The 20,786-nt window shown below is 41.5% G+C and carries 19 protein-coding genes; 11 read left to right on the top strand and 8 right to left on the bottom strand.

All coding sequences use genetic code 11. The annotated features are described in order from the left end of the window. Complete coding sequence (locus LG003_RS02210; RefSeq protein ID WP_262980073.1) at positions 1-441, bottom strand: cupin domain-containing protein; 441 nt, start codon at positions 439-441, stop codon at positions 1-3. A gap of 212 nt (positions 442-653) precedes the next feature. Here LG003_RS02210 and LG003_RS02215 point away from each other — a divergent pair, with 212 nt between their 5' ends. Next, positions 654-1,235: a beta-class carbonic anhydrase gene (locus tag LG003_RS02215; RefSeq protein WP_112875951.1), complete on the top strand. Its 582-nt coding sequence runs from the start codon at positions 654-656 to the stop codon at positions 1,233-1,235. A gap of 151 nt (positions 1,236-1,386) precedes the next feature. On the opposite strand, the gene LG003_RS02220 is transcribed toward LG003_RS02215, so the two are convergent. The 5 genes from LG003_RS02220 to LG003_RS02240 all read right to left on the bottom strand — a co-directional run bounded on the left by LG003_RS02220 (position 1,387) and on the right by LG003_RS02240 (position 8,108). Continuing rightward, entirely contained in the window at positions 1,387-2,988 is a 1,602-nt protein-coding gene (locus LG003_RS02220) for an APC family permease (RefSeq protein ID WP_262980074.1), read from the bottom strand. A 60-nt stretch (positions 2,989-3,048) separates the two neighbouring features. Next, positions 3,049-4,629, bottom strand: coding sequence for an aldehyde dehydrogenase (NADP(+)) (locus LG003_RS02225; protein ID WP_112875953.1), 1,581 nt, complete (start codon positions 4,627-4,629; stop codon positions 3,049-3,051). A gap of 42 nt (positions 4,630-4,671) precedes the next feature. Beyond that, positions 4,672-5,592 carry a dihydrodipicolinate synthase family protein gene (locus LG003_RS02230; RefSeq protein WP_112875954.1) on the bottom strand — a complete coding sequence of 307 codons (921 nt, stop codon included), beginning with the start codon at positions 5,590-5,592 and terminating at the stop codon, positions 4,672-4,674. 416 nt (positions 5,593-6,008) lie between these two features. Next, positions 6,009-6,899, bottom strand: coding sequence for a tail fiber protein (locus LG003_RS02235; protein ID WP_262980075.1), 891 nt, complete (start codon positions 6,897-6,899; stop codon positions 6,009-6,011). Between the two features lie 357 nt (positions 6,900-7,256). After that, a complete protein-coding gene (locus LG003_RS02240; protein WP_262980076.1) occupies positions 7,257-8,108 on the bottom strand; it encodes an AraC family transcriptional regulator in 852 nt (283 codons plus the stop codon). Positions 8,109-8,277: 169 nt separating this feature from the next. Between LG003_RS02240 and LG003_RS02245 the strand changes: the two genes are divergently transcribed. The 6 genes from LG003_RS02245 (at position 8,278) to attM (ending at position 13,825) form a co-directional block, all read left to right on the top strand. Further along, entirely contained in the window at positions 8,278-9,240 is a 963-nt protein-coding gene (locus LG003_RS02245) for a 4-hydroxyproline epimerase (protein ID WP_262980077.1), read from the top strand. Further along, positions 9,237-10,364 carry an NAD(P)/FAD-dependent oxidoreductase gene (locus LG003_RS02250; protein WP_262980078.1) on the top strand — a complete coding sequence of 376 codons (1,128 nt, stop codon included), beginning with the start codon at positions 9,237-9,239 and terminating at the stop codon, positions 10,362-10,364. Before LG003_RS02245 ends, LG003_RS02250 begins: the two co-directional genes overlap by 4 nt. Then, positions 10,361-10,615 carry a (2Fe-2S)-binding protein gene (locus LG003_RS02255; RefSeq protein WP_262980079.1) on the top strand — a complete coding sequence of 85 codons (255 nt, stop codon included), beginning with the start codon at positions 10,361-10,363 and terminating at the stop codon, positions 10,613-10,615. Before LG003_RS02250 ends, LG003_RS02255 begins: the two co-directional genes overlap by 4 nt. Before the next feature lie 2 nt (positions 10,616-10,617). Next, positions 10,618-11,901, top strand: a complete 1,284-nt coding sequence (locus tag LG003_RS02260; protein WP_262980080.1) for an FAD-dependent oxidoreductase — start codon at positions 10,618-10,620, stop codon at positions 11,899-11,901. Positions 11,902-11,981: 80 nt separating this feature from the next. After that, positions 11,982-12,959: a P1 family peptidase gene (locus LG003_RS02265; RefSeq protein ID WP_112875960.1), complete on the top strand. Its 978-nt coding sequence runs from the start codon at positions 11,982-11,984 to the stop codon at positions 12,957-12,959. A 74-nt stretch (positions 12,960-13,033) separates the two neighbouring features. After that, the gene (gene attM, locus LG003_RS02270; RefSeq protein ID WP_262980081.1) at positions 13,034-13,825 is read left to right on the top strand and encodes an AttM family quorum-quenching N-acyl homoserine lactonase; all 792 of its coding nucleotides are present in this window, start codon (positions 13,034-13,036) and stop codon (positions 13,823-13,825) included. A gap of 102 nt (positions 13,826-13,927) precedes the next feature. On the opposite strand, the gene LG003_RS02275 is transcribed toward attM, so the two are convergent. Both LG003_RS02275 and LG003_RS02280 read right to left on the bottom strand, forming a co-directional pair. Next, on the bottom strand, positions 13,928-14,911 hold the full coding sequence (locus tag LG003_RS02275; protein WP_262980082.1) for a class I SAM-dependent methyltransferase: 984 nt from the start codon (positions 14,909-14,911) through the stop codon (positions 13,928-13,930). Positions 14,912-15,414: 503 nt separating this feature from the next. Next, a complete protein-coding gene (locus tag LG003_RS02280; protein WP_262980083.1) occupies positions 15,415-17,109 on the bottom strand; it encodes a glycosyl hydrolase family 18 protein in 1,695 nt (564 codons plus the stop codon). Between the two features lie 400 nt (positions 17,110-17,509). Between LG003_RS02280 and stlA the strand changes: the two genes are divergently transcribed. The 4 genes from stlA to LG003_RS02300 all read left to right on the top strand — a co-directional run bounded on the left by stlA (position 17,510) and on the right by LG003_RS02300 (position 20,745). After that, positions 17,510-19,108 (top strand): phenylalanine ammonia-lyase StlA, encoded by a 1,599-nt coding sequence (stlA, locus tag LG003_RS02285; RefSeq protein ID WP_112875963.1) that lies wholly within the window; start codon positions 17,510-17,512, stop codon positions 19,106-19,108. 99 nt (positions 19,109-19,207) lie between these two features. Further along, positions 19,208-19,957 carry a bifunctional NADP-dependent 3-hydroxy acid dehydrogenase/3-hydroxypropionate dehydrogenase YdfG gene (ydfG, locus tag LG003_RS02290; protein ID WP_112875964.1) on the top strand — a complete coding sequence of 250 codons (750 nt, stop codon included), beginning with the start codon at positions 19,208-19,210 and terminating at the stop codon, positions 19,955-19,957. 131 nt (positions 19,958-20,088) lie between these two features. Beyond that, positions 20,089-20,451, top strand: a complete 363-nt coding sequence (locus LG003_RS02295; RefSeq protein ID WP_112875965.1) for a DUF1283 family protein — start codon at positions 20,089-20,091, stop codon at positions 20,449-20,451. A gap of 21 nt (positions 20,452-20,472) precedes the next feature. Then, positions 20,473-20,745 (top strand): DUF1161 domain-containing protein, encoded by a 273-nt coding sequence (locus LG003_RS02300; protein ID WP_162119937.1) that lies wholly within the window; start codon positions 20,473-20,475, stop codon positions 20,743-20,745. Positions 20,746-20,786: the final 41 nt, after the last annotated feature.

Below are 20,786 nucleotides of genomic sequence, written 5' to 3' on the forward strand. Positions count from 1 at the left end.
TTACTCAACAGGTTTAGAAAGAGGGATCCCTTTTTGTCCCGCGTAGAAGACCACGAGAGTAGCACCCTCTTTACCTGTGTAACCGCGATGAATGCTGTCAACCATCTCCGGTACCACCTCTCCCGCCTTTATAAGGCGTTTTTCGCCACTGGATTTTTTCTCTGCCGTTAACACCCCGTCCAGCACGTAAGCTGCATTGGGTATCGGGTGCTCATGCCAGGCAAGGCTGGTATTTGGCGCAATAGTAATTTTGAGAACTGAAAGCTGAGGAGTGCTTTTAGGGTATCCCTGATAAGGCACGCCATCCCAAGATTTTTCAGTCTCAAGCAATTTTTCAACGTTAATACCAGCAGTATTGCTGCTATGTGCTTGAGTGAAAAACGGAGCAATGAGGAAAGCAAAAGATGTAAAGGCTGATAAAGTTCGAATAGATAGCCGCATATGGGATCCTTGTGCATACAGACGATTTACTTGACCAGTACAAAGGATACGAGTATATATTTTTTCATAATTTTTTTTTATGTATTTGTATTTTCAGCCTCATATTCATTTATCTAGATGGATACCCTAGCTTTATTAAGAAGTTGATTTTTGTTCTATATCTTTGTTTTATATCATAATTTATTAAACCAGAAAATATGAATGGAGGAAAAATGAGCAACGTTATCAGAGAAATAAGTGACGCTAATATTGCATATGCAGCAACTTTTGGTGATAAAAAAACCCTTGGTTTACCTGCTGTCAGACGATTTGCCATATTGACGTGTATGGATGCTAGGTTAGATCCAGCAAAATTTGCAGGTTTATCTGAAGGTGACGCTCATATTATTCGTAATGCAGGCGGAAGGGCCAGCGATGATGCTATTCGCTCACTTATCATTTCCTATAAACTTTTTGGAACAAAAGAGTGGTTTGTAATTCACCATACTAATTGTGGGATGGAGCTTTTTACAGACAATATCATGGGCGATCTACTAGAAAGCAGCCTGGAAAGCGCGATAATGACGGAAGAGGGATTTAAAGATGTCGGCAACGGTACAGGATCATCTGAGGGAAAATATATCAAATGGCTTACCATTAACAATCAAGTTGATAGCGTAGTTGAAGATATTCATCGTATTCGTACCCACCCTCTTGTCCCCGCAAATATCTCCATATATGGGTACATATATGATGTGAGGTCAGGAAAATTAATTGAGGTCCCTGAAGCAACAAGCATTGCAGAAAGTGATTGATTTTTCAGAAAATGAGGACGTTCTGGCTAGAATGAATCTATGCTCATCTCCGTTTTTGTAACTATTGATCTGAATTTATGATGAGCTTATTTAAATCTATCGGCATCAATGTGGACAAGGATGTCCATGCCTCAATGAGTTTCCATCAGCACTAATCCTCATCCTCCGTGGGTAAAATAGCATTGGGTAAAGCACTAAAAGTTCCCCAATAGAAGGCGATTAGAGAGATCACTGCTACTGCAACAATATCCCAAGGCGCAGGAATAATGCCTTTACCGCCAAACGTTCCTAAATAGGATAGAATGATCATGGCACTGTAAAAACTAATCAACCACAGGGCCGAGGTTATTTGTTGGCGCAAACTCACTTTGCCTATAGGAACTTTATTTTTGAATAACAAGTAGATAAAGAACAAGACAATTTGTAATCCGAGCAACCAGGAAACGGTTTTCCAACCAGACCAGTAAACAATAAAAGCGGAAATAATAAAAGAAAGCGGGCCAACGAGCGCAAACCATTTAACATAAAAAGGACGTTTTATCTCCCTGGCATTACGGCGTAAGGCAGAAGCGGTTACTGGCGCTAATGCGTAGCTCAAAATTAACGCGGCAGAAACAACACTGATGAGTTTTTCCCATGAAGGAAAAGGCAATGTCCAGAAAACAGAAAGAATAAACGTCAACCAAAGTGCAGGACGTGGTATCCCCGATTTTTCATCAACATGGGTAAACACACTAAATAACGTCCCACTTTTTGCCCAACCATAAACTACACGGGGAGTGGCATTCATATAAATATTCCCGGTACCGCTTGGAGAGATCACCGCATCACATACCACCAAAAAAGCGAGCCACCCCACACCGAGGATTAAGGCTATGTCACGAAACGGCAATGAAAAATATTGCCCAATGTTATTCCAGCCACCGAAGAGTAAATCAGAGGGTATCCCGCCAAGGAAAGCTAACTGTAATAAAACATAAATAACCGTAGACAGTGAAATAGAGAGAATAAGAGCAATAGGAATTGTCTTTTGGGGTTTTTCCACTTCACCAGCGACAGAAATAATGGGCGTTAGACCAAGATAAGCAAAGATAATACCCCCCGTTGAAACCGCCGCTTCAACACCCGATACCCCAAAAGGAGAAAATCCGTGAACTTGCAGATTACTCGGATTGAAATAATTAAACAGGACAATAATGACGAGCAGCGGAACGATAAACTTGAAAATACTAATAATATTGTTGGATTTCGCAAAGGTTTTCACGCTGTTGTAATTAAGATAAAAGAAAAATGCTAATAAAATAAATTGAACCAGCCAGCCTGTCAGTGTCGGATCACCAGAACCAGGTTGACTCAGAAATGGAAACCACGCCGCCGCATATTGTCGAGCGGCGACGACTTCGATGGCTATTAAGCTGGAAAACGCAATTAAGGTGATGGAACCCATTAAATACCCCATGAGTTCACCGTGAGAAAACACCGGATAACGGATAATGCCACCTGATTTCGGCAGTGCTGCCCCCAGTTCGCAATAAACAATACCAAGTAAGAGCACGGCGATACCGCCAATTACCCAAGAAAAAATCCCTGCCGGTCCCGCAATAACAGACACATGACTGGCCGCAAATAACCAGCCAGAGCCAAAAATAGCCCCTAATCCAATGAAGGTTAAATCCGTGAGTGTTAACTGTTTCTTAAATTTACCCTGCCCTGAACCGGATTTTGGCCGTGAAGAGGCTTCGTATAGCGCCATAATTATTCGCCCTTTTCTGTTTCTTATTTGATATACGTCAACGTGGAGTAACTGCGCGTTTTACAATACTTTCCTACTCATCACCCCATTGATTAATCGAGAAATATTTAACGGATTATGGTCTTGAAGTGCGAGTGGAAGTAAGGATTTGGGATAGTTTTGGAAACAGACCGGGCGCAGAAAACGCCAGATTGCCAGTGTGCCAACTGAAGTCCCTCTTGCATCTGAAGTCGCCGGGTAAGGCCCGCCATGAACCACGGCATCACAGACTTCAACGCCTGTTGGGTAACCATTGACAACCACCCTGCCCGCAATGTTTTGTAATCGTTGACTGAGCTCGTGTGCATTCGCTAATTCATCGTGCTCACCAATCAAGGTAGCGGTAAGCTGCCCCTGCAAACAGTCAATTGCGTGTAAAAGCTGATATTGGCTTTCGACTTCGACCACAATAGCAACAGGACCAAAAACCTCCTCTTGTAACAGGGCATTTTTATTCAACAACAAAGCAATATCTGCGTGATACAACATCGCACTTGCCTGATTTTCATGATGTTCGCCAATGGCTAACTGGGTCATTAAAGGTTCATCATCCAATTGATGAATACCTTTTTGGTAGTTGAGTAATGTGCCTTGGTTCAGCATGGACTGTGCCGGTCGAAACGTGATCTCCTGCGTCAAGTGAGTAATAAATTGATCAAATTCTGGTGAACGAATACCCAAGATTATTCCTGGCTTGGTACAAAACTGCCCGCTACCTAATGTGAATGAATTTGCCAATTCTTGGGCGATCTGTTTTCCTCGCTGTGCTAAGGCGTTTGGCAGCACAATGACCGGGTTGATACTCGACATTTCAGCAAAAACCGGAATAGGTTGTGGTCGCTGCATCACCATATCGAACAGTGCACGCCCACCAGCGAGCGAGCCGGTAAAACCAACGGCTTGAATAATGGGGTGTTTGACGAGATCTGCCCCCACGCTATTGCCATAAATCATATTGAATACACCTGCGGGCATTTGTGTGGCGATAATAGCTCGTTCTATCGCTTCTGCTATGACTTCAGCGGTAGCCATATGGCCACTATGTGCTTTAAAAACAACGGTACAGCCCGCAGCTAATGCTGACGCCGTGTCACCACCAGCAGTTGAAAAAGCCAAAGGGAAATTACTGGCGCCAAAAACCGCAATAGGACCTAGAGGAATATGGCACTGGCGAATATCAACTCTGGGAAGCGGTTTTCTCTCAGGTTGCGCAGTATCAATACGGGCAGCATGAATATCACCACGGCGTAACAGCGTGGCAAACAGCCTCATTTGCCCGCTCGTTCTCGACCGTTCACCTTGCAGTCGAGCTGGGGGCAGAGCCGTTTCTTCTGATACAAGGGTAATGAAGTCATCACTGAGAGCATCAATTTCATCGGCAATTTTATCTAAAAAAACAGCACGTTCTTCCAACGATGTTTGGCTATAACGGGTAAATGCATTGGCGGCTGCTTGGGCGGCGAGATCGACCTCATGTCGTGTAGCCTGATAAAACGCATAACCTATTGGTGAGTTATCCACCGCTCGCCGGCTGTGCAAACAGCGTTCTCCCTCTGCTTGCCTGCGACCCCCAATAAACTGCATACCTGTATGTACCAACATAACGATTCCTCCCAAGGTATCAGAAACAAGTTACAGCCCAATTCAGAGACCTACATCAGGCAATGAAGGACGATTAGCGAGAGCTTTTTCTACAATGGCGCGGACTTCTGCCAATGTTTCCCCTTCGAGTGGTAAACGCGGTGGGCGGGTAATGGCACTACCACGGCCAACCATTTCTTCACACAGTTTGATGCATTGCACCAAATCAGGGCGGAAATCCAAATGCAACAGAGGCATAAACCAGCGATACAATTCCCGAGCTTCTTCATAACGTTTCTGTTTAGCCAGACGGAATAAAGTCTCTCCTTCCCGTGGAAAGGCATTCGACATACCTGAAATCCAACCTTCTGCGCCCACTGCGACTGACTCTAAAACGACGTCATCCAAACCGGCAAAAAGAATGAAGCGATCACCTGCTTCGTTGGGAATATCACTAAAAGGACGGGTATTGCCTGATGAATCTTTAAATGCAACGATATTTTCGCAATCGGCCAGAGACGTCAGAATTTTCGGCGTAATATCATTTTTATACAGCAGAGGGTTGTTATATAGCATGACGGGTAAATCGGTAGAGGTTGCAATTGTACGGAAATACGCCCTATTTTCTTTCGGTGTTGGGGTATAAATCAGAGGTGGCATGACCATTACCCCATTAGCGCCTGCCTGACGGCATTCAGAGACCATTTTACACGCATTATCAGTTGTCAATTCTGCGATACCCGAAAGAACGGGAACTTTTCCACCAGCAACATCTACTGCGAGGTCAACGATAGCACGCTTCTCCTTCATAGACAGAGATGTGTTTTCTCCCACAGAGCCATTGACGACTAAACCGGAAACCCCATCTTTAATCAAGTTCGTCATTACCTTCTGTGTGGCGTCCAAATTAATGGAAAAATCGGGGTTAAATTGTGTCGTCACTGCCGGGAAAACACCCTGCCAGCTAACCTTTCTCTTGCTCATAGCCCTATCCTTTAATCGTCATTAATTTACTTGATATTTAAAAGGCAAATTGTTTTTATTTTGTTAACAAAGTGTGACTCATTGGTTTTAGTGGAATGATGGCTATTTCACTACAGAGAAGCTTGTCATTTTTCACAGTGAACAATGACGAAATTAGCATAATAGGAATGGCAAACTTAAAGCTGAGGAGCTTTTACTGAACCAGATAATTCCTGAAAACATCATGTATACACATATGTACAAACTTATCCAAGCATTACGACCGCCATGACTACCGGAAAGCATTGAAGCCGGACTAACCGGCTTACTTATTACCTCAGCACCTTCGGCTACCCAATAATAGGAGTCTGTGAAGAGTCTTGCCCATTTTTACCTAATACTGCCACTGCAGGTTCTAAAGAATATTTTTGTTCTTATTATGCTGCTCTCACTATGTAGTTAAATGCGACGTTGCGGGGACGGTTCTCTGAGGCTACAGGAACAACCCTTGACGCATCGAATCCGAAGCCGTATGGATTATCCGGGTTACGAATATTCTTTGACTTGGTAGTACCATCTGTTGCTATTCCAAGATTAATTTTACCGTAGAAAGCTTCTTTTGTTGCAAGATGATAATTATCTGCGATAGCCCCAGGGAACGAACCTGTAATGTTCCTAATCGCGTCACCTTGCCACGTACTGCAAACCCGACCCGGATCAACACCACGGCCATTATCCCAACCACGAATGAACTCACCTCTTAAATCGGGTAAATAACCACTAGGATAAGCCTTTGCTAATTCCGGAAATTTCGACTTATCAAAGGACTCACCGTTACATTGCAACCACCCAACTGGCGGTATAGCAGTAGGCCAGGGAATAGGAGTACCCACGGGTATATCATTGGTTTTACTACTATTAATATCTTCACGCAATGAATTTATTATTTCCTGAACAAGCTTTTGTGTAACCGCCAATGTGTCGCTATTACCAATTACATTTGTAAGCTGAACAACACCTTTTTGTGTTAATGAGGCATCGGGAACTTTTATTGTGTTTTTTTGTTCTAAAGCTCTATTTAATTGTGCGGTGAGTTTAGCTATATCCCCATCATCCAAAACATCATCACCAGATTGTGTCGCAATAAAATTAGCCACGACAGCTGATATGGTTGACGATTGACGCAATGCCTTATTTAACATATGAGTGGAAACATCATTTGGTGGAAACCCAGTCAGTAAATCCTTACTTTCTTCATATAATCTCTGACTCACTACATTAGCATTATAACTAATAGAAAAAGCTTTAAAATCATTTTTCTGACTCATATATACTCCTTAAATTAAATAATATTATAGATTTATAGATGACTTATCACAATTCAGTGTATTTCAATAAAATAATAATAAAACACTCTTATAACTCAGAAGTCTTATTATTTTTATATAATCCCAAGAGTAAAAATCTAATATTTTTAACCAAAGATATACTAAATCCATTTATATTTAACATCTAAAATTCATTAAAAAATATGATTTAAAAATCAATTAATTAAATTTATTCTCATGATTAGAAATGACCATTAATATCTAAAGATGATTATAAAATCGAATTTATTTAATAAATGAATTAACCCAATGTCGTGGCGGTAAAACGACAAATTGGATCACAAAAGGACGGATATATCAGGAAAGTGGCAAATGACTCCTGCCCATTGACTGACGAAAATCACTGGGCGTGATTCCAGTTAACGCCTTAAATTGCCGGGTAAATGCGCTGTGATCCGTATAACCACATTGCAAGGCAACATCTGTAATAGGTAATTTCGTAGCCAGCAATTCCGAAGCTTTTTCAATTCTGATTTTGTGGATCATCTGCCGAGGTGTCAGGTGAAAGATGCGTTTACAGTAACGTTCCAATTGAGCAACCGAGAGACGTGTTAAATGAGTTAGCTCTTCGAGACGAATTGTCCGATCAAAATTTTCACGAATATAATCATCAACGATAGCTAACTTTTGGTACACAGGGTGATTTTCCTTAACTTCCATTAAATCATGAGAAATTCCTGCCATACCAATAACTTGATTATGTTGATTATACAATGGCAATTTATATGTCATGCACCAACCTGCCTTGCGTCCATGATAAAAATGGAGCTCCAGTTGGTTTTGGATAATTACCCCTTGATGCAGCACACGTAAATCCTGTTCGGTGTAACAACTGCCCATCTGAGCAGGAAAGATTTCGGAAGAGGTTTTACCGAGTAGCGAAGAGATCGACTTAAATCCGCAGCGTGTGGCCAGCGTAAAGTTTGCAATTAGATAACGTGCTTTGATATCTTTGATAAAGAAAACCACGCTGGGAATCGCATTTAACAATGGTGTAATTAAAGCAACCGCATTGAGAATATCTTGCAGGTTACTGGGTTTGTGATTAACTAATCCACTACAAAGCGCCGATAAAAACTCAACATTGCAAACATCATAACCATTTGTGCCAATGCTGTTTTTTTCATTGTTCTGGTATATATTCATCATCGATATCTCCAATCTATTACCATTAAAATGGGATTTTTGACTCGTGTTTAGTTATTTACCTTGATTCTTTCATTGTGCTGATTTCAGCATATTGCGGTATGAAATTCATCAAGCGACAAACGAAATACTACGCCACCATTTATTAAAAATACGTTAATTGGGTGGCTTTATGGCAGATAAGCATGATTATCAGATGGTTCGCGTCATTGATTCACATACAGGTGGAGAACCCACCCGTACAGTAATCGAGGGATTTCCATCTCTTGGCAAAGGAACCGTTGCCAAACAGCGTCAACGCTTTGAAGCCAAATTTGATCACTGGCGTAAGGCTCTCATTCTTGAACCAAAAGGGAATGATATGTTGGTCGGTGCACTTTTATGTCCGTCTACTGTACCTGACGCCGATATGGGGGTGATCTTCTTTAATAACGCGGGATATTTAGGCATGTGCGGCCACGGCACTATGGGCCTTATTGCTTCGCTCTATCATCTGGGTTGGTTGAACCCTAGCAAGTATAAAATTGAGACCCCTGTTGGGATTGTAGAGGCAGTGCTCCATAAGGATGAAACAGTGTCTGTTTATAATGTTCCCTCTTATCGTTATCAGCAAAATGTCACCGTGAACGTGCCTGGTGTGGGTGATGTTAATGGAGATATTGCTTGGGGAGGAAATTGGTTTTTTCTGATCGGTCAACATAACCTGTTTCTAACCCCTAACCATATCGATGAACTTACGCAATACAGTTGGGCAGTTAGGCAAGCGCTGGAACAAGCGGGGATAACCGGTGAAAACGGTGAGTGTATCGACCATATTGAATTGTTCGCTCCTGATAACGATACAGATAACGATACAGATAGTCGTAATTTTGTGTTATGTCCGGGGAAAGCCTATGACCGTTCACCGTGTGGCACTGGAACAAGTGCTAAATTAGCCTGCCTGGCGGCGGATGGAAAATTGCAGCCGGGTGAAATTTGGCGCCAATCCAGCATTATTGGAAGTGTTTTTGAAGCCCAATATCAGTGGGTTGGTCAAAAAGTTGCCCCAGTGATCCGGGGAACAGCGCATGTTTACGGTGATAACAAGTTAATCATTGCCAAGAACGATCCTTTTGTCTGGGGAATCAATGTATGACCCCCTCCCAAATATCGGATGTCATTATCGTTGGTGCTGGCATCATTGGAGCAGCATGTGCTTATCAGTTGGTACAAGATGGTTTGAGAGTTGCTGTAATTGATGATGGTGGTAAAGGGGCAACACAGGCAGGGATGGGGCATCTCGTGTGTATGGACGATAATCCTGCTGAATTGGCACTGAGTAGTTACTCATTAGATATATGGCGAACATTCACCCCCCATATGCCAAAAAATTGTGCATGGCGTAGATGCGGCACACTTTGGCTGGCAGATGCAGAGGACGAAATGGAACTGGCTGAGGAAAAAAGCGCACGTCTTACCTCCTATGAAATCGAAAATATTCCGATGACAGCAACACAGATTCACCAAATGGAACCGATGGTGAGGAGTGGGATTGCCGGCGGTTTGTCTGTTCCTGCGGATGGGATTGTCTATGCACCAAATGTCGTACACTGGTTTTTTGCTAGCTGTAATCAAAAGATTCAGTTTATTACAGGACAAGTGCACGCCTTAGAGCCTCAGACTGTTGTGCTGCGTGATGGAAAGAAATATTGCGCGCCGAGAATATTGCTAGCAAATGGGCTATGGAGCACACATCTGTTACCTGAATTACCGATTGTCCCTAAAAAAGGGCAACTGGCGATTACCGATCGTTACCCTACCTGTATCACACATCAACTGGTGGAATTAGGGTATAGCGCCAGTACACATACCTTGGATGGTACGTCAATCGCTTTCAATGTTCAGGCCCGCCCTACCGGTCAGCTTGTAATTGGCTCTTCACGCCAGTTCCATAACGAACAACACACTATTGATCTCTCCCTACTCCGCTCTATGCTCCAGCGCGCACTTTATTTTTTACCTCAACTTGGTCAGATGAATATTTTACGTTGTTGGTCTGGCTTTCGTGCTGCGACTCCAGATGGCTTGCCGCTATTGGGGCAACATCCTGATTACGAATGGCTATGGCTGGCTGTGGGCCATGAAGGATTAGGTGTGACGACCGCACCGGGCAGTGCCAAAATCATCTCTGCATTGATGCTGAACAGAAAAACAGAGATTGATCCATTGCCTTACCAACCTGCACGTTTTACTGCTATGGCCTGTCAGAGGTTGCTATGACACTCAACAAACCACCATTTATTGCTCTGTTTATTGATGGCGAACTGATCATAGTTCCTACGGGGATTACTGTAGCGGCGGCGCTAGCTTATACCGGTGATGAGCATTGCCGTATATCTGTATCACATCAATTGAGAGTGCCTTTTTGTGGTATGGGGATCTGTCAGGAATGCCGTTTGATGATCAATGGTCGCCGCTGTGTAGCGTGCCAGACAGTTTGTGAAATGGGTATGAAAGTCGAGAGGATCTGAACATGGCAACATCATCTTCTTCTACAGTATTACGCTGTAATGTGCTGGTTGTTGGCGCAGGACCGGCAGGATTGGCTACCGCACAGGCTGCGATACAAGGGCAACAATCCGTTATCCTGATTGATGACAATCCCAAAGCAGGCGGACAAATTTGGCGTCAAGGGCCATTTCATACACTGCCACCGATGACGAAACGTTATTTATCGGTACTATCAGAAGATGCATTAATCTACTTACCGGGTTGTAAAGTCATTGCAGTAGACAGCCAATGTGTGATTGTTGAAACGGCAAGTCGGCACCGAATAGTTCACTACCAACGCATCATTCTTTGTACTGGAGCTAAAGAAAAATTACTTCCCTTTCCTGGATGGACATTACCGGGTGTCACGGGCGCAGGCGGATTACAGGCGTTGATAAAAAGTGGTCTCCCCATGATTGGTGAGCGTGTTGTTATTGCAGGTAGCGGTCCCCTTTTGCTCGCGGTTGCCGAAACGGTAAAAAAAGCAGGAGGGAACGTGGTCGGTATCATTGAACAGGCGCCTTTGTACCGCTTATTTTCGTTTGGCTTGCGACTGCTCCGCTGGCCAGACAAGTTGCATCAAGCCATCATGCTCATGCCACTTAAAAATTATTACAAAAACAGTATGGTGTTAGGCGTGGAAACCTCGGTAGAAGGCAGGTTAACTGGAGTGTATATCAGTAATAAAGGGCAGAAGCAGAAATTATCCTGTACGCGTTTAGCTTGTGGTTTTGGTTTAAGACCCAATACGGAATTGGCACAATTGCTTGGTTGCTTGCTGGACGAACAAGGAAATATCCAAGTAGATGCGTGGCAACAGACTACTATACCTGGTGTATATGCAGCAGGAGAATGCACAGGTATTGGCGGCAGTGAGCTTGCACTTTGTGAAGGATTTATTGCCGGGTTTGCAGCGAGTGGTAAATACGCACTAGCTGAAAAATGGCAACAGAAACGAAGAAAATGGCGGTGTTTTGCCACCGCAATAGCACAAACGTTTAAATTAAATAGAGAGATCACACAGGCACTTCCCCCAGATACCTTGATCTGTCGTTGTGAAGACGTAAGTTTAAACGAACTTGAACTATTTCAAGATTGGAATAGCGCAAAAATGGCAACACGGTGTGGCATGGGAGCTTGTCAGGGAAAAATCTGTTCTGCCATTCTCCACGATATCAAACATTGGGCAATACCATCCCCTCGCATTCCACTATCACCTACCCGTCTTGAAACGCTGGCAGCAGGAGACACGGAAAAGTTTGTTTAGTCACCCTTTGCTATGATTCATCTCGATAAACATTAAAACTTGTAATGTATTACTTTAAAAATCAAGGTGTGGACATATTTATGTATAAGACAAATGGAACCATTTTGGATGTACCGGGTGTTAAGGTTGGGCATGCTGAAGATAAATTGGAGCAAACCGGTTGTAGCATCATTATCTTCGACGACGGAGCTGTTTGTGGCGTTGATGTCAGAGGTTCTGCACCGGGGACAAGGGAAACTGAGCTTTTAGATCCCATTAACACTGTTCAGAAAGTCAATGCAGTGGTGCTAAGTGGAGGGAGTGCTTTTGGATTAGATTCCGCCTCTGGCGTAATGCGCTATCTTGAAGAAAGAAAAAAAGGTTTTGATACCGGTGTCGCTATCGTACCTATCGTTCCTGCCGCAATAATTTTTGATCTAAATTTTGGTGATCCTGCTGTTCGTCCTGACGCTGAAATGGGCTACCTTGCGGCACAAAACGCTTCTGTAAACCCTTTTCCATCGGGAAATATTGGTGCCGGCGCTGGGGCAACTATAGGTAAGATGGCTGGTTTTGACAAAGCTATGAAAGGTGGACTTGGAACAGCATCGGTTAAATTACCTGGCGGGCTGACAATTGGCGCAATGGTTGTTGTAAATGCTGTTGGGGAAATCAGAGACCCTAAAAATGGTAAAACCATTGCAGGTGCATGTGATAAAAATGGTCATCTTATCGATCTCCCTTCCTACGTTTTAAAAAATTATAAAGATAATAATTTCACTCAGGGGATAAATACGACCATTGGCATAATCTGTTGTAACGCCAATATGAATAAAAGTCAGATGAAAAAAGTTTCCCAGATGGCTCATGATGGTCTTGCGAGAACGATATATCCCGTTCATACCATGAGTGACGGGGATACTATTTTTGCGGCGACAACGGGTGGTGTAGATTCATCGGTGAATATTGTTGGTATGCTTGCGGCGGAGGTCATGGCTGTTGCAGTTTTAGATGCGGTGAAATCAGCTAAATCAAAATTTGGTGTTAGAGGTTATGCCGATTTATCACTGTTAAGGTGATGCTGGTAGCCGCCATACATCAGTAGCCTTCCGAACCTGAACTACCCTACAAACCCAATAAAAAGGTTAACATTATGTCAGACATTCGCCTGTATATGCTGCAAACCGGAACCATCAAATGTAAGGTTCACTACATCAAGATGAATCAAGGCAACGGCGCCGATTATGAAATTCCAATTCCATTTTTCTTACTCACTCATCCTAACGGTCATACGCTAATTGACGGCGGCAATGCAGTTGAAGCCGCAACTGACCCCAAAGGCTACTGGGGAACTATCACCAAAGCTTACTGGCCGGTGATGCGTGAAGATGAAGGTTGTGTCGCTCAAGTGAAAAAGTTGGGTATTGATCCCGCAGATATCCGCTATGTGGTGCAATCCCATCTTCATCTCGATCATACTGGCGCAATAGGACGTTTCCCTAACGCGACACATATCGTACAGCGACGTGAGTATGAATACGCCTACACACCAGATTGGTTTTCCGCTGGCGGTTATATCCGCAAGGATTTTGATCGTCCTGGTTTGAAATGGGAGTTTCTCGATGGGGAACGCAATGACATGTTTGATGTTTACGGAGATGGCACATTAAAAACGGTATTTACTCCGGGACATTCACCAGGACACCAATCACTACTGGTGACCCTGCCGAACAGTGGTAGCCTGCTGTTAACGATTGATGCCGCTTATACCCTCGACCACTGGGAAGAACGGGCATTGCCAGGGTTTCTCACCTCTACCACTGAAACCGTTCGTTCGGTGCAAAAACTGCGGCATCTAGCCAAACGTACAAATGCAATCGTGGTAACGGGGCACGATCCAGATGCCTGGCCAACATTCCGTAAGGCACCGGAATATTACGATTAACTCTAATTTGTCAATGCAAAATATAGCCAGAAACTAGAAAGTGGATGTTTCTGGCTTGGTACTCATTTTACGAAAGTTTAATCTACCGTCCGAGAATAACCGTTATTCCTCCCCTCCCCCTCTTAACCAATCATTGACAAAAGACTGGGCATTTTCAGATTTAAACCCAATTGAAGATATGCCGGTTGGCTTCCATAAGAGCTCGATAACACGCACTTTATGGTTATAATCAAGGGCATCAAACAGTTGACTTAACTGTTCATCTAAAAGCAAATCTCGATATTGAAGAAAATATTCATCATTGAATTGATCGCAACATCCAGCAAAAAGCTTATTGCCGTTTTCACGATTGAACCCACAACATCTCACACGCTTAAAACCAGCTTTATAATAAAAATCGCATATTTCATTATATCTGTATGCGTTGACGATAGGATTCAAAAATGCATCCACATTAACAGCAACCTGATCAACACTATCATCTAAATGATTAGCTGTACTATCGCCATATTGGTTTTGGCTTAAGTTTTCGCACAGCTTATTCATTAAATCAGTATTTAAAAAATATTCTTCTGCATGATTTTGTTTTACAAAAATCTGCAAAAGTTCTCGCTGCCTCAATCGTTCATATTCTCCTATAGCGTTGTATAGCCAAATGAGCGCTATACCCTCTTCATTTAATGAACGTGAAGCTGCTAAAAAACCCTCTTGTGGACATTCCATATGATGGATAACACCGGTAGAAACAACAACATCAAATTGATTATCTCGTGTTAGCTGCTCAATCGTATTATTTTCTAGCGTGACGTTATCCAACTGATGATAAGATATCAGCTTATCTGCCACCTCTAACGCTTTATCCGTCATATCAATACCCACAAATTGGGTATCGGGATACATACTTGCCAGCCCTAGCAAACGATGTCCCGTTCCACACCCTAAATCGAGCACATATTTTCCCGTTAAATAATCCGGCTTAAATATAAGCCCTATCACCGTGGCCATATCATAAATAAGATTGTCTCCAATGGCGGAACTAGGATATGGATATCGGTTATACATCGCTTTGACGTCCTGATTACTCATATTTATTTCTCCGAACAAAATGACAAATCAGTAGTAATAGCCCATGATCACGAATAATAGATTACAAATAATAGTATAGAAGTCACCCTCATAAAATTCATGACAAAGAGTAATAAAATATTTCATAATTGGGAGAAAAACATATTAAATTCAATTAGAATGGAAATAATTTCATATTAATAAATATCTTAAATAGTTGAAGATCGAAAAAGTACGTAAGCAGTACCTTCCTTCTATCGAAAGATTCGATGTTGTATTAGTATAATCATTGGTCGTGCGCGTCTTACCCCAGCTCTCACAGCTTTGCTACCCCAAAATTTGAGTATAAGAAAAAATACATCTCAAAGTTATCAATACCGACATTAATATTCCGAGTAAATTGTCATACCTGAGCTAATTCCATACCATTACTCTAGATATACTGGTTACAACGATAAGAATGAGGTGAAGATAAAAAAGATCCGCCACCAGTATATATCATACTGGTGGCTTGGCTTAATTAATTATGCAATTTTTACCCAAGGATAAGCATCAGATGTTCCTGCACCGTCTGGCTCGGTGCCTCTATTCCACCATTTAGCTTCCCAATTTTGATTGTTCCAACTCACTCTATCGCCGGCCTTATATGCCCTATTTGCATCCCAGACAGGGTAATCACTCCCTGTATCTGGATTAACCGGCTCAACATTAACACCCTTGAAGTAAAATGGTGTCATATCTATTTTTTCCGTGATTAACTCACAACCAAGCCCTTCCCTAGCTGCATTGACCAATAAACCACGATCTTGATCTGCAGTCCATGTAAATATTCCTCCCAGATTCTTTTCTAGTACATATTGCGCTTTAGATTTAACCGAACGAGGGGTATCAAGAGAAATAAACAACTGACTATCCTTATTATAGAGATAATCCGCTTCTGCTATTTCATCGGTATATAAGTCAAAATTATTTCTTCCCCTCTTTTCTTCCAAATCCAGATAATTATATATCGTGTCGTACCATTCTGTGGTTCCTGATTCAAACGAACCGGTTGTTGTAATCTTCGGTTCTTTTTTCGGGACATAACCAGGATCATAACTGCCGGATAATGGAGAATAACTATCAATAACCGTATTTCTGGAATTGCGTGAATAGCCGGTGTAACCAATATTGATGGCAGATGCAGGTACACCAAGACTCAATAAATATTCAACCGCCTTTTCTACACTATTCTCACCACCAAGATAATTACGGAGATTCGTGTGATGTAACAACTTTTCAGCCCACGGAGTACCAAAGAAATCATAGGTCATAACGTTAATACCATATAGTCCAATTTGCAGTAATTCAGGTATTTTTGATTTTTCCATTTTCTCTGGTACCGCCGAACAAGCGATACTTATTTTTATATCTGAACGCCCTGCTTCTTTAAAAGCAGCAGTTAAATCTTTAATTAAACTAACATAATAATCGCCATCGTCTGGCGCATACATGTTACCTTCATTTCCAGCAACGCCCGGATACTCCCAATCAATATCAATTTCGGTAAACATAGGGAAACGTTGGAATATATCAACTAAACTCGAACAGAAATAGGATTTTAGTGTTTCGTCTCTGACCATATTATAAAAGCCATTACTCATGGTCCAACCACCAACACTAAATGACATAATAAGATCGTGGCCTTGAGCTTTTGCTGCTTGTTGAACTTTAGCCAATCCACCTAATACGCCCATACTTTTAGATTGATCAAAATCCCTTGGCATTTGGATATCTTGCCAACCAGAATAAGTACAATTCTGATAAGATTGGCAATCTCCCCAAGCATCTGTGAATGTCACTTCTCCATTATTGGTGCGGGCAAATAATGGCGCTTGCTCTTTAATTTGCTGCTTTTTTTCGCCCTCATCACCTAATATTCCACAGAAACCAATAACTAATTTATCATAAGCAAAAGGATTATCTAAAAGGTGCTGTAAATCTATTCCTCTACCTCGACGAATGGGATCTTGATTTCCTTGTAATCTACCGTCATATTGCGACCAATCTGTATAATAACCAAAAACTTTAGGTTTATTTCGGGTATCATACTTATTATAGACTGGTAATGCGGCTCTTCCAGATGTGTAACTAAAATTTATCGTTTCAGTTGATGGATTGAAATTATCTATCTGATAAGACTGTTCACTAAGAAAATCTGTCTGGATTATTTTTGACATAAATCACCTCGACTAGATATCAATTTATTTTTCGATGAACACTCCAATTGCTTTACTTGCGTGGTAACATAATTACATTCTAGTTTGTATTCTTAGGAAAACAAATAATTGTTATTTGTTTGATTGTTAATGGTCAACTCAAATTTATGTCAACGTAATTTATATTACCAACCATTTATTATCAAACGGTAAAAACAAATTATTGCAAATTGCAAATATATTAATTGTCATTATTACAATTGCCTTCTCAATTAAACTTGTAAATTAATTTTTACGAACCATTTATTTTAATTTTATTTCAAGCTGACTATTTTTTATATTTTATATCTATACTGATTTGTATCCTTAGGGTGTTCGTTTCTTCAAAATATTATTACCATCCTTATATATGGAGATTAAAATGAAAGCTAAAGATGTTCAGCCAACCATTATTATTAATAAAAATGGCCTTATCTCTTTGGAAGATATCTATGACATTGCGATAAAACAAAAAAAAGTAGGAATATCAACGGAGATCACTGAGCTTTTGACGCATGGTCGTGAAAAATTAGAGGAAAAATTAAATTCAGGAGAGGTTATATATGGAATCAATACAGGATTTGGAGGGAATGCCAATTTAGTTGTGCCATTTGAGAAGATCTCAGAGCATCAGAAAAATCTGTTAACTTTTCTTTCTGCTGGCACTGGCGACTATATGTCCAAACCTTGTATTAAAGCGTCACAATTTACTATGTTACTTTCTGTTTGCAAAGGTTGGTCTGCAACCAGACCAATTGTCGCTCAAACAATTGTTGATCATATTAATCATGACATTGTTCCTCTGGTTCCTCGCTATGGCTCAGTGGGTGCAAGCGGTGATTTAATCCCTTTATCTTATATTGCACGCGCATTATGTGGTATCGGCAAAGTTTATTATATGGGCGCAGAAATTGACGCTGCTGAAGCAATTAAACGCGCAGGATTGACACCATTATCGTTAAAAGCAAAAGAAGGTCTTGCTCTAATTAACGGCACACGGGTAATGTCCGGTATCAGTGCAATTACCGTCATTAAACTGGAAAAACTATTTAAAGCCTCAATCTCTGCGATTGCCCTTGCTGTTGAAGCATTACTTGCATCTCATGAACATTATGATGCCCGAATTCAACAAGTAAAAAATCATCCTGGTCAAAAAGCGGTGGCAAGTGCATTGCGTGATTTATTGGCAGGTTCAACTCAAGTTAATTTATTATCCGGGATTAAAGAACAAGCCAATAAAGCTTGTCGTCATCAAGAAGTTACCCAACTAAATGATACCTTACAGGAAGTTTATTCAATTCGTTGTGCACCACAAATATTAGGTATAGTGCCAGAATCTTTAGCTACCGCTCGGGAAATATTGGAACGGGAAGTTATCTCAGCTAATGATAATCCATTGATAGATCCAGAAAATGGCGATGTTCTACACGGTGGGAATTTTATGGGGCAATATGTCGCCCGAACAATGGATGCATTAAAACTGGATATTGCTTTAATTGCCAATCATCTTCACGCCATTGTGGCTCTTATGATGGATAACCGTTTCTCTCGTGGATTACCCAATTCACTTAGTCCGACACCCGGCATGTATCAAGGTTTTAAAGGCGTCCAACTTTCTCAAACCGCTTTAGTTGCTGCAATTCGCCATGATTGTTCTGCATCAGGTATTCATACCCTCGCCACAGAACAATACAATCAAGATATTGTCAGTTTAGGACTGCATGCTGCTCAAGATGTTTTAGAGATGGAGCAGAAATTACGTAATATTGTTTCAATGACAATTCTGGTAGTTTGTCAGGCCATTCATCTTCGCGGCAATATTAGTGAAATTGCGCCTGAAACCGCTAAATTTTACCATGCAGTACGCGAAATCAGTCCTCCTTTGATCACTGATCGTGCATTGGACGAAGATATAATCCGCATTGCAGATGCAATTATTAATGATCAACTTCCTCTGCCAGAAATCATTCTTGAAGAATAAAAAGAAAATCACTGAAAGTTTTTCAATCATCTCTTGACTAAAAATACAGAACCCCATTTACTGATGACAGAAACAGTACGAGTAAACAAGGGGTTTTGTATGATCGTTTTTGTGACAGGAGCAACTTCAGGTTTTGGTGAATCAATTGCCAGAAAATTCATACAAAACGGTTCTAAAGTTATTGCGACTGGACGCCGTAAAGAGCGGTTAGAAAAATTAAAAGCTGAACTGGGTGATAACTTTTACTTTGTTCAACTTGATGTCACTGATCGGGCCGCTATCAATCAGGTTGTAGAACAATTACCAGAATCACTCCGCCATATCGATATTTTAGTCAATAATGCCGGTTTAGCGCTTGGATTAGAACCCGCTCATCTGGCTAATCTGGATGATTGGGAAATAATGATTGATACCAATGTCAAAGGGCTCGTCAATATGACCCGTGCTCTACTGCCTGAAATGGTAGAAAGAAATCATGGGCATATTATTAATATCGGTTCTACCGCTGCAAGTTGGCCATATTCCGGTGGAAATGTTTATGGCGCAACTAAAGCCTTCGTCAAACAGTTTAGTTTGGGCTTACGAGCAGATTTGCAGGGAAAAAATATCCGAGTCACTGATATAGAACCCGGTTTAGTTAGTGGAACTGAATTTTCTTTAGTACGTTTTAAAGGCGACAATGATAAAGTGAATAAAACCTACGATGGCACGCAGGCATTAACCGCCGAAGATGTCACTGAAGCTGTTTTTTGGGTCGCTAATTTACCTGCTCATGTCAACATTAATACATTAGAAATGATGCCAGTTTGCCAGTCATTTGCCGGGCTTAGTGTACACAGAAATGAATAATGACACTCTTCTTGATAATTTGTTGAACATCTTAATGCTATCTTATAATTTATCTATCTGATAGTTTCTTATTGTGCTATCTAAATTGGCCCCACTTACTCTACTCTCAAGAGGATTCAAGAGGATAAAAGATGAATATTTGTAATTCTTTGATATTAAAAGCAATGCCAGCTATCGCTCTGGCAATACCATTGTTATGGCAAACGCCGGCATTGGCGGCAACTTGTACTGCCGGAAGTACCTGCGTCACAGTGAATGGCAGCGGAGATTCTGTGCTCGATAAAGAAGCCGCCCGCCAAAGTAAAGAACAATGGGATGAAACAAAGAATCTTCGCACTAAAGTTAATAAACGTGCTGAGAAAGAGTTCGACAAGTTCGATAAAGCCATTGATGCTCGTGATGCATGTATGAAAAGTACCAATATCAATGCTTATTGGGAACCCAATACCGAACGTTGTTTAGACAGCAATACAGGTATGCCCATCAGACCGTAATATAAGGTGATGACAATGAAGATGAAGAAAGCGCTTTTATTTAGCGCATTGATCTTTACCCTATCCCCATTCGCACTTGCTGCACAAGCTTCATGCGAAAGCGTGAAAGAGCAAATTGCGCAGAAAATTATCAATAATGGTGTGCCGGAATCTGGCTTTACATTGGAAATTGTTGCTAATGACCACATTGAACAAGCCGGTGGTAAAATCGTTGGGCATTGTGAAAATAATGCCAAAAAGATTGTGTATACCCGGCAAGGAAGCCAATCTCAAGCTCATCTGACCTCCAAATAAACCCGCATTATCTTTCTGAAGGAAGATACACAAAGTTCAGA

Origin of the sequence: Photorhabdus kleinii (genome assembly GCF_025384885.1) — a bacterium.
GTDB classification, from domain to species: domain Bacteria; phylum Pseudomonadota; class Gammaproteobacteria; order Enterobacterales; family Enterobacteriaceae; genus Photorhabdus; species Photorhabdus kayaii.

What these genes read in the sequence shown, in the direction of transcription:
- LG003_RS02210 (WP_262980073.1), bottom strand. Translation starts at nt 441, where the DNA reads ATGCGGCTATCTATTCGAACTTTATCAGCCTTTACATCTTTTGCTTTC.
- LG003_RS02215 (WP_112875951.1), top strand. Translation starts at nt 654, where the DNA reads ATGAGCAACGTTATCAGAGAAATAAGTGACGCTAATATTGCATATGCA.
- LG003_RS02220 (WP_262980074.1), bottom strand. Translation starts at nt 2,988, where the DNA reads ATGGCGCTATACGAAGCCTCTTCACGGCCAAAATCCGGTTCAGGGCAG.
- LG003_RS02225 (WP_112875953.1), bottom strand. Translation starts at nt 4,629, where the DNA reads ATGTTGGTACATACAGGTATGCAGTTTATTGGGGGTCGCAGGCAAGCA.
- LG003_RS02230 (WP_112875954.1), bottom strand. Translation starts at nt 5,592, where the DNA reads ATGAGCAAGAGAAAGGTTAGCTGGCAGGGTGTTTTCCCGGCAGTGACG.
- LG003_RS02235 (WP_262980075.1), bottom strand. Translation starts at nt 6,899, where the DNA reads ATGAGTCAGAAAAATGATTTTAAAGCTTTTTCTATTAGTTATAATGCT.
- LG003_RS02240 (WP_262980076.1), bottom strand. Translation starts at nt 8,108, where the DNA reads ATGATGAATATATACCAGAACAATGAAAAAAACAGCATTGGCACAAAT.
- LG003_RS02245 (WP_262980077.1), top strand. Translation starts at nt 8,278, where the DNA reads ATGGCAGATAAGCATGATTATCAGATGGTTCGCGTCATTGATTCACAT.
- LG003_RS02250 (WP_262980078.1), top strand. Translation starts at nt 9,237, where the DNA reads ATGACCCCCTCCCAAATATCGGATGTCATTATCGTTGGTGCTGGCATC.
- LG003_RS02255 (WP_262980079.1), top strand. Translation starts at nt 10,361, where the DNA reads ATGACACTCAACAAACCACCATTTATTGCTCTGTTTATTGATGGCGAA.
- LG003_RS02260 (WP_262980080.1), top strand. Translation starts at nt 10,618, where the DNA reads ATGGCAACATCATCTTCTTCTACAGTATTACGCTGTAATGTGCTGGTT.
- LG003_RS02265 (WP_112875960.1), top strand. Translation starts at nt 11,982, where the DNA reads ATGTATAAGACAAATGGAACCATTTTGGATGTACCGGGTGTTAAGGTT.
- attM (WP_262980081.1), top strand. Translation starts at nt 13,034, where the DNA reads ATGTCAGACATTCGCCTGTATATGCTGCAAACCGGAACCATCAAATGT.
- LG003_RS02275 (WP_262980082.1), bottom strand. Translation starts at nt 14,911, where the DNA reads ATGAGTAATCAGGACGTCAAAGCGATGTATAACCGATATCCATATCCT.
- LG003_RS02280 (WP_262980083.1), bottom strand. Translation starts at nt 17,109, where the DNA reads ATGTCAAAAATAATCCAGACAGATTTTCTTAGTGAACAGTCTTATCAG.
- stlA (WP_112875963.1), top strand. Translation starts at nt 17,510, where the DNA reads ATGAAAGCTAAAGATGTTCAGCCAACCATTATTATTAATAAAAATGGC.
- ydfG (WP_112875964.1), top strand. Translation starts at nt 19,208, where the DNA reads ATGATCGTTTTTGTGACAGGAGCAACTTCAGGTTTTGGTGAATCAATT.
- LG003_RS02295 (WP_112875965.1), top strand. Translation starts at nt 20,089, where the DNA reads ATGAATATTTGTAATTCTTTGATATTAAAAGCAATGCCAGCTATCGCT.
- LG003_RS02300 (WP_162119937.1), top strand. Translation starts at nt 20,473, where the DNA reads ATGAAGAAAGCGCTTTTATTTAGCGCATTGATCTTTACCCTATCCCCA.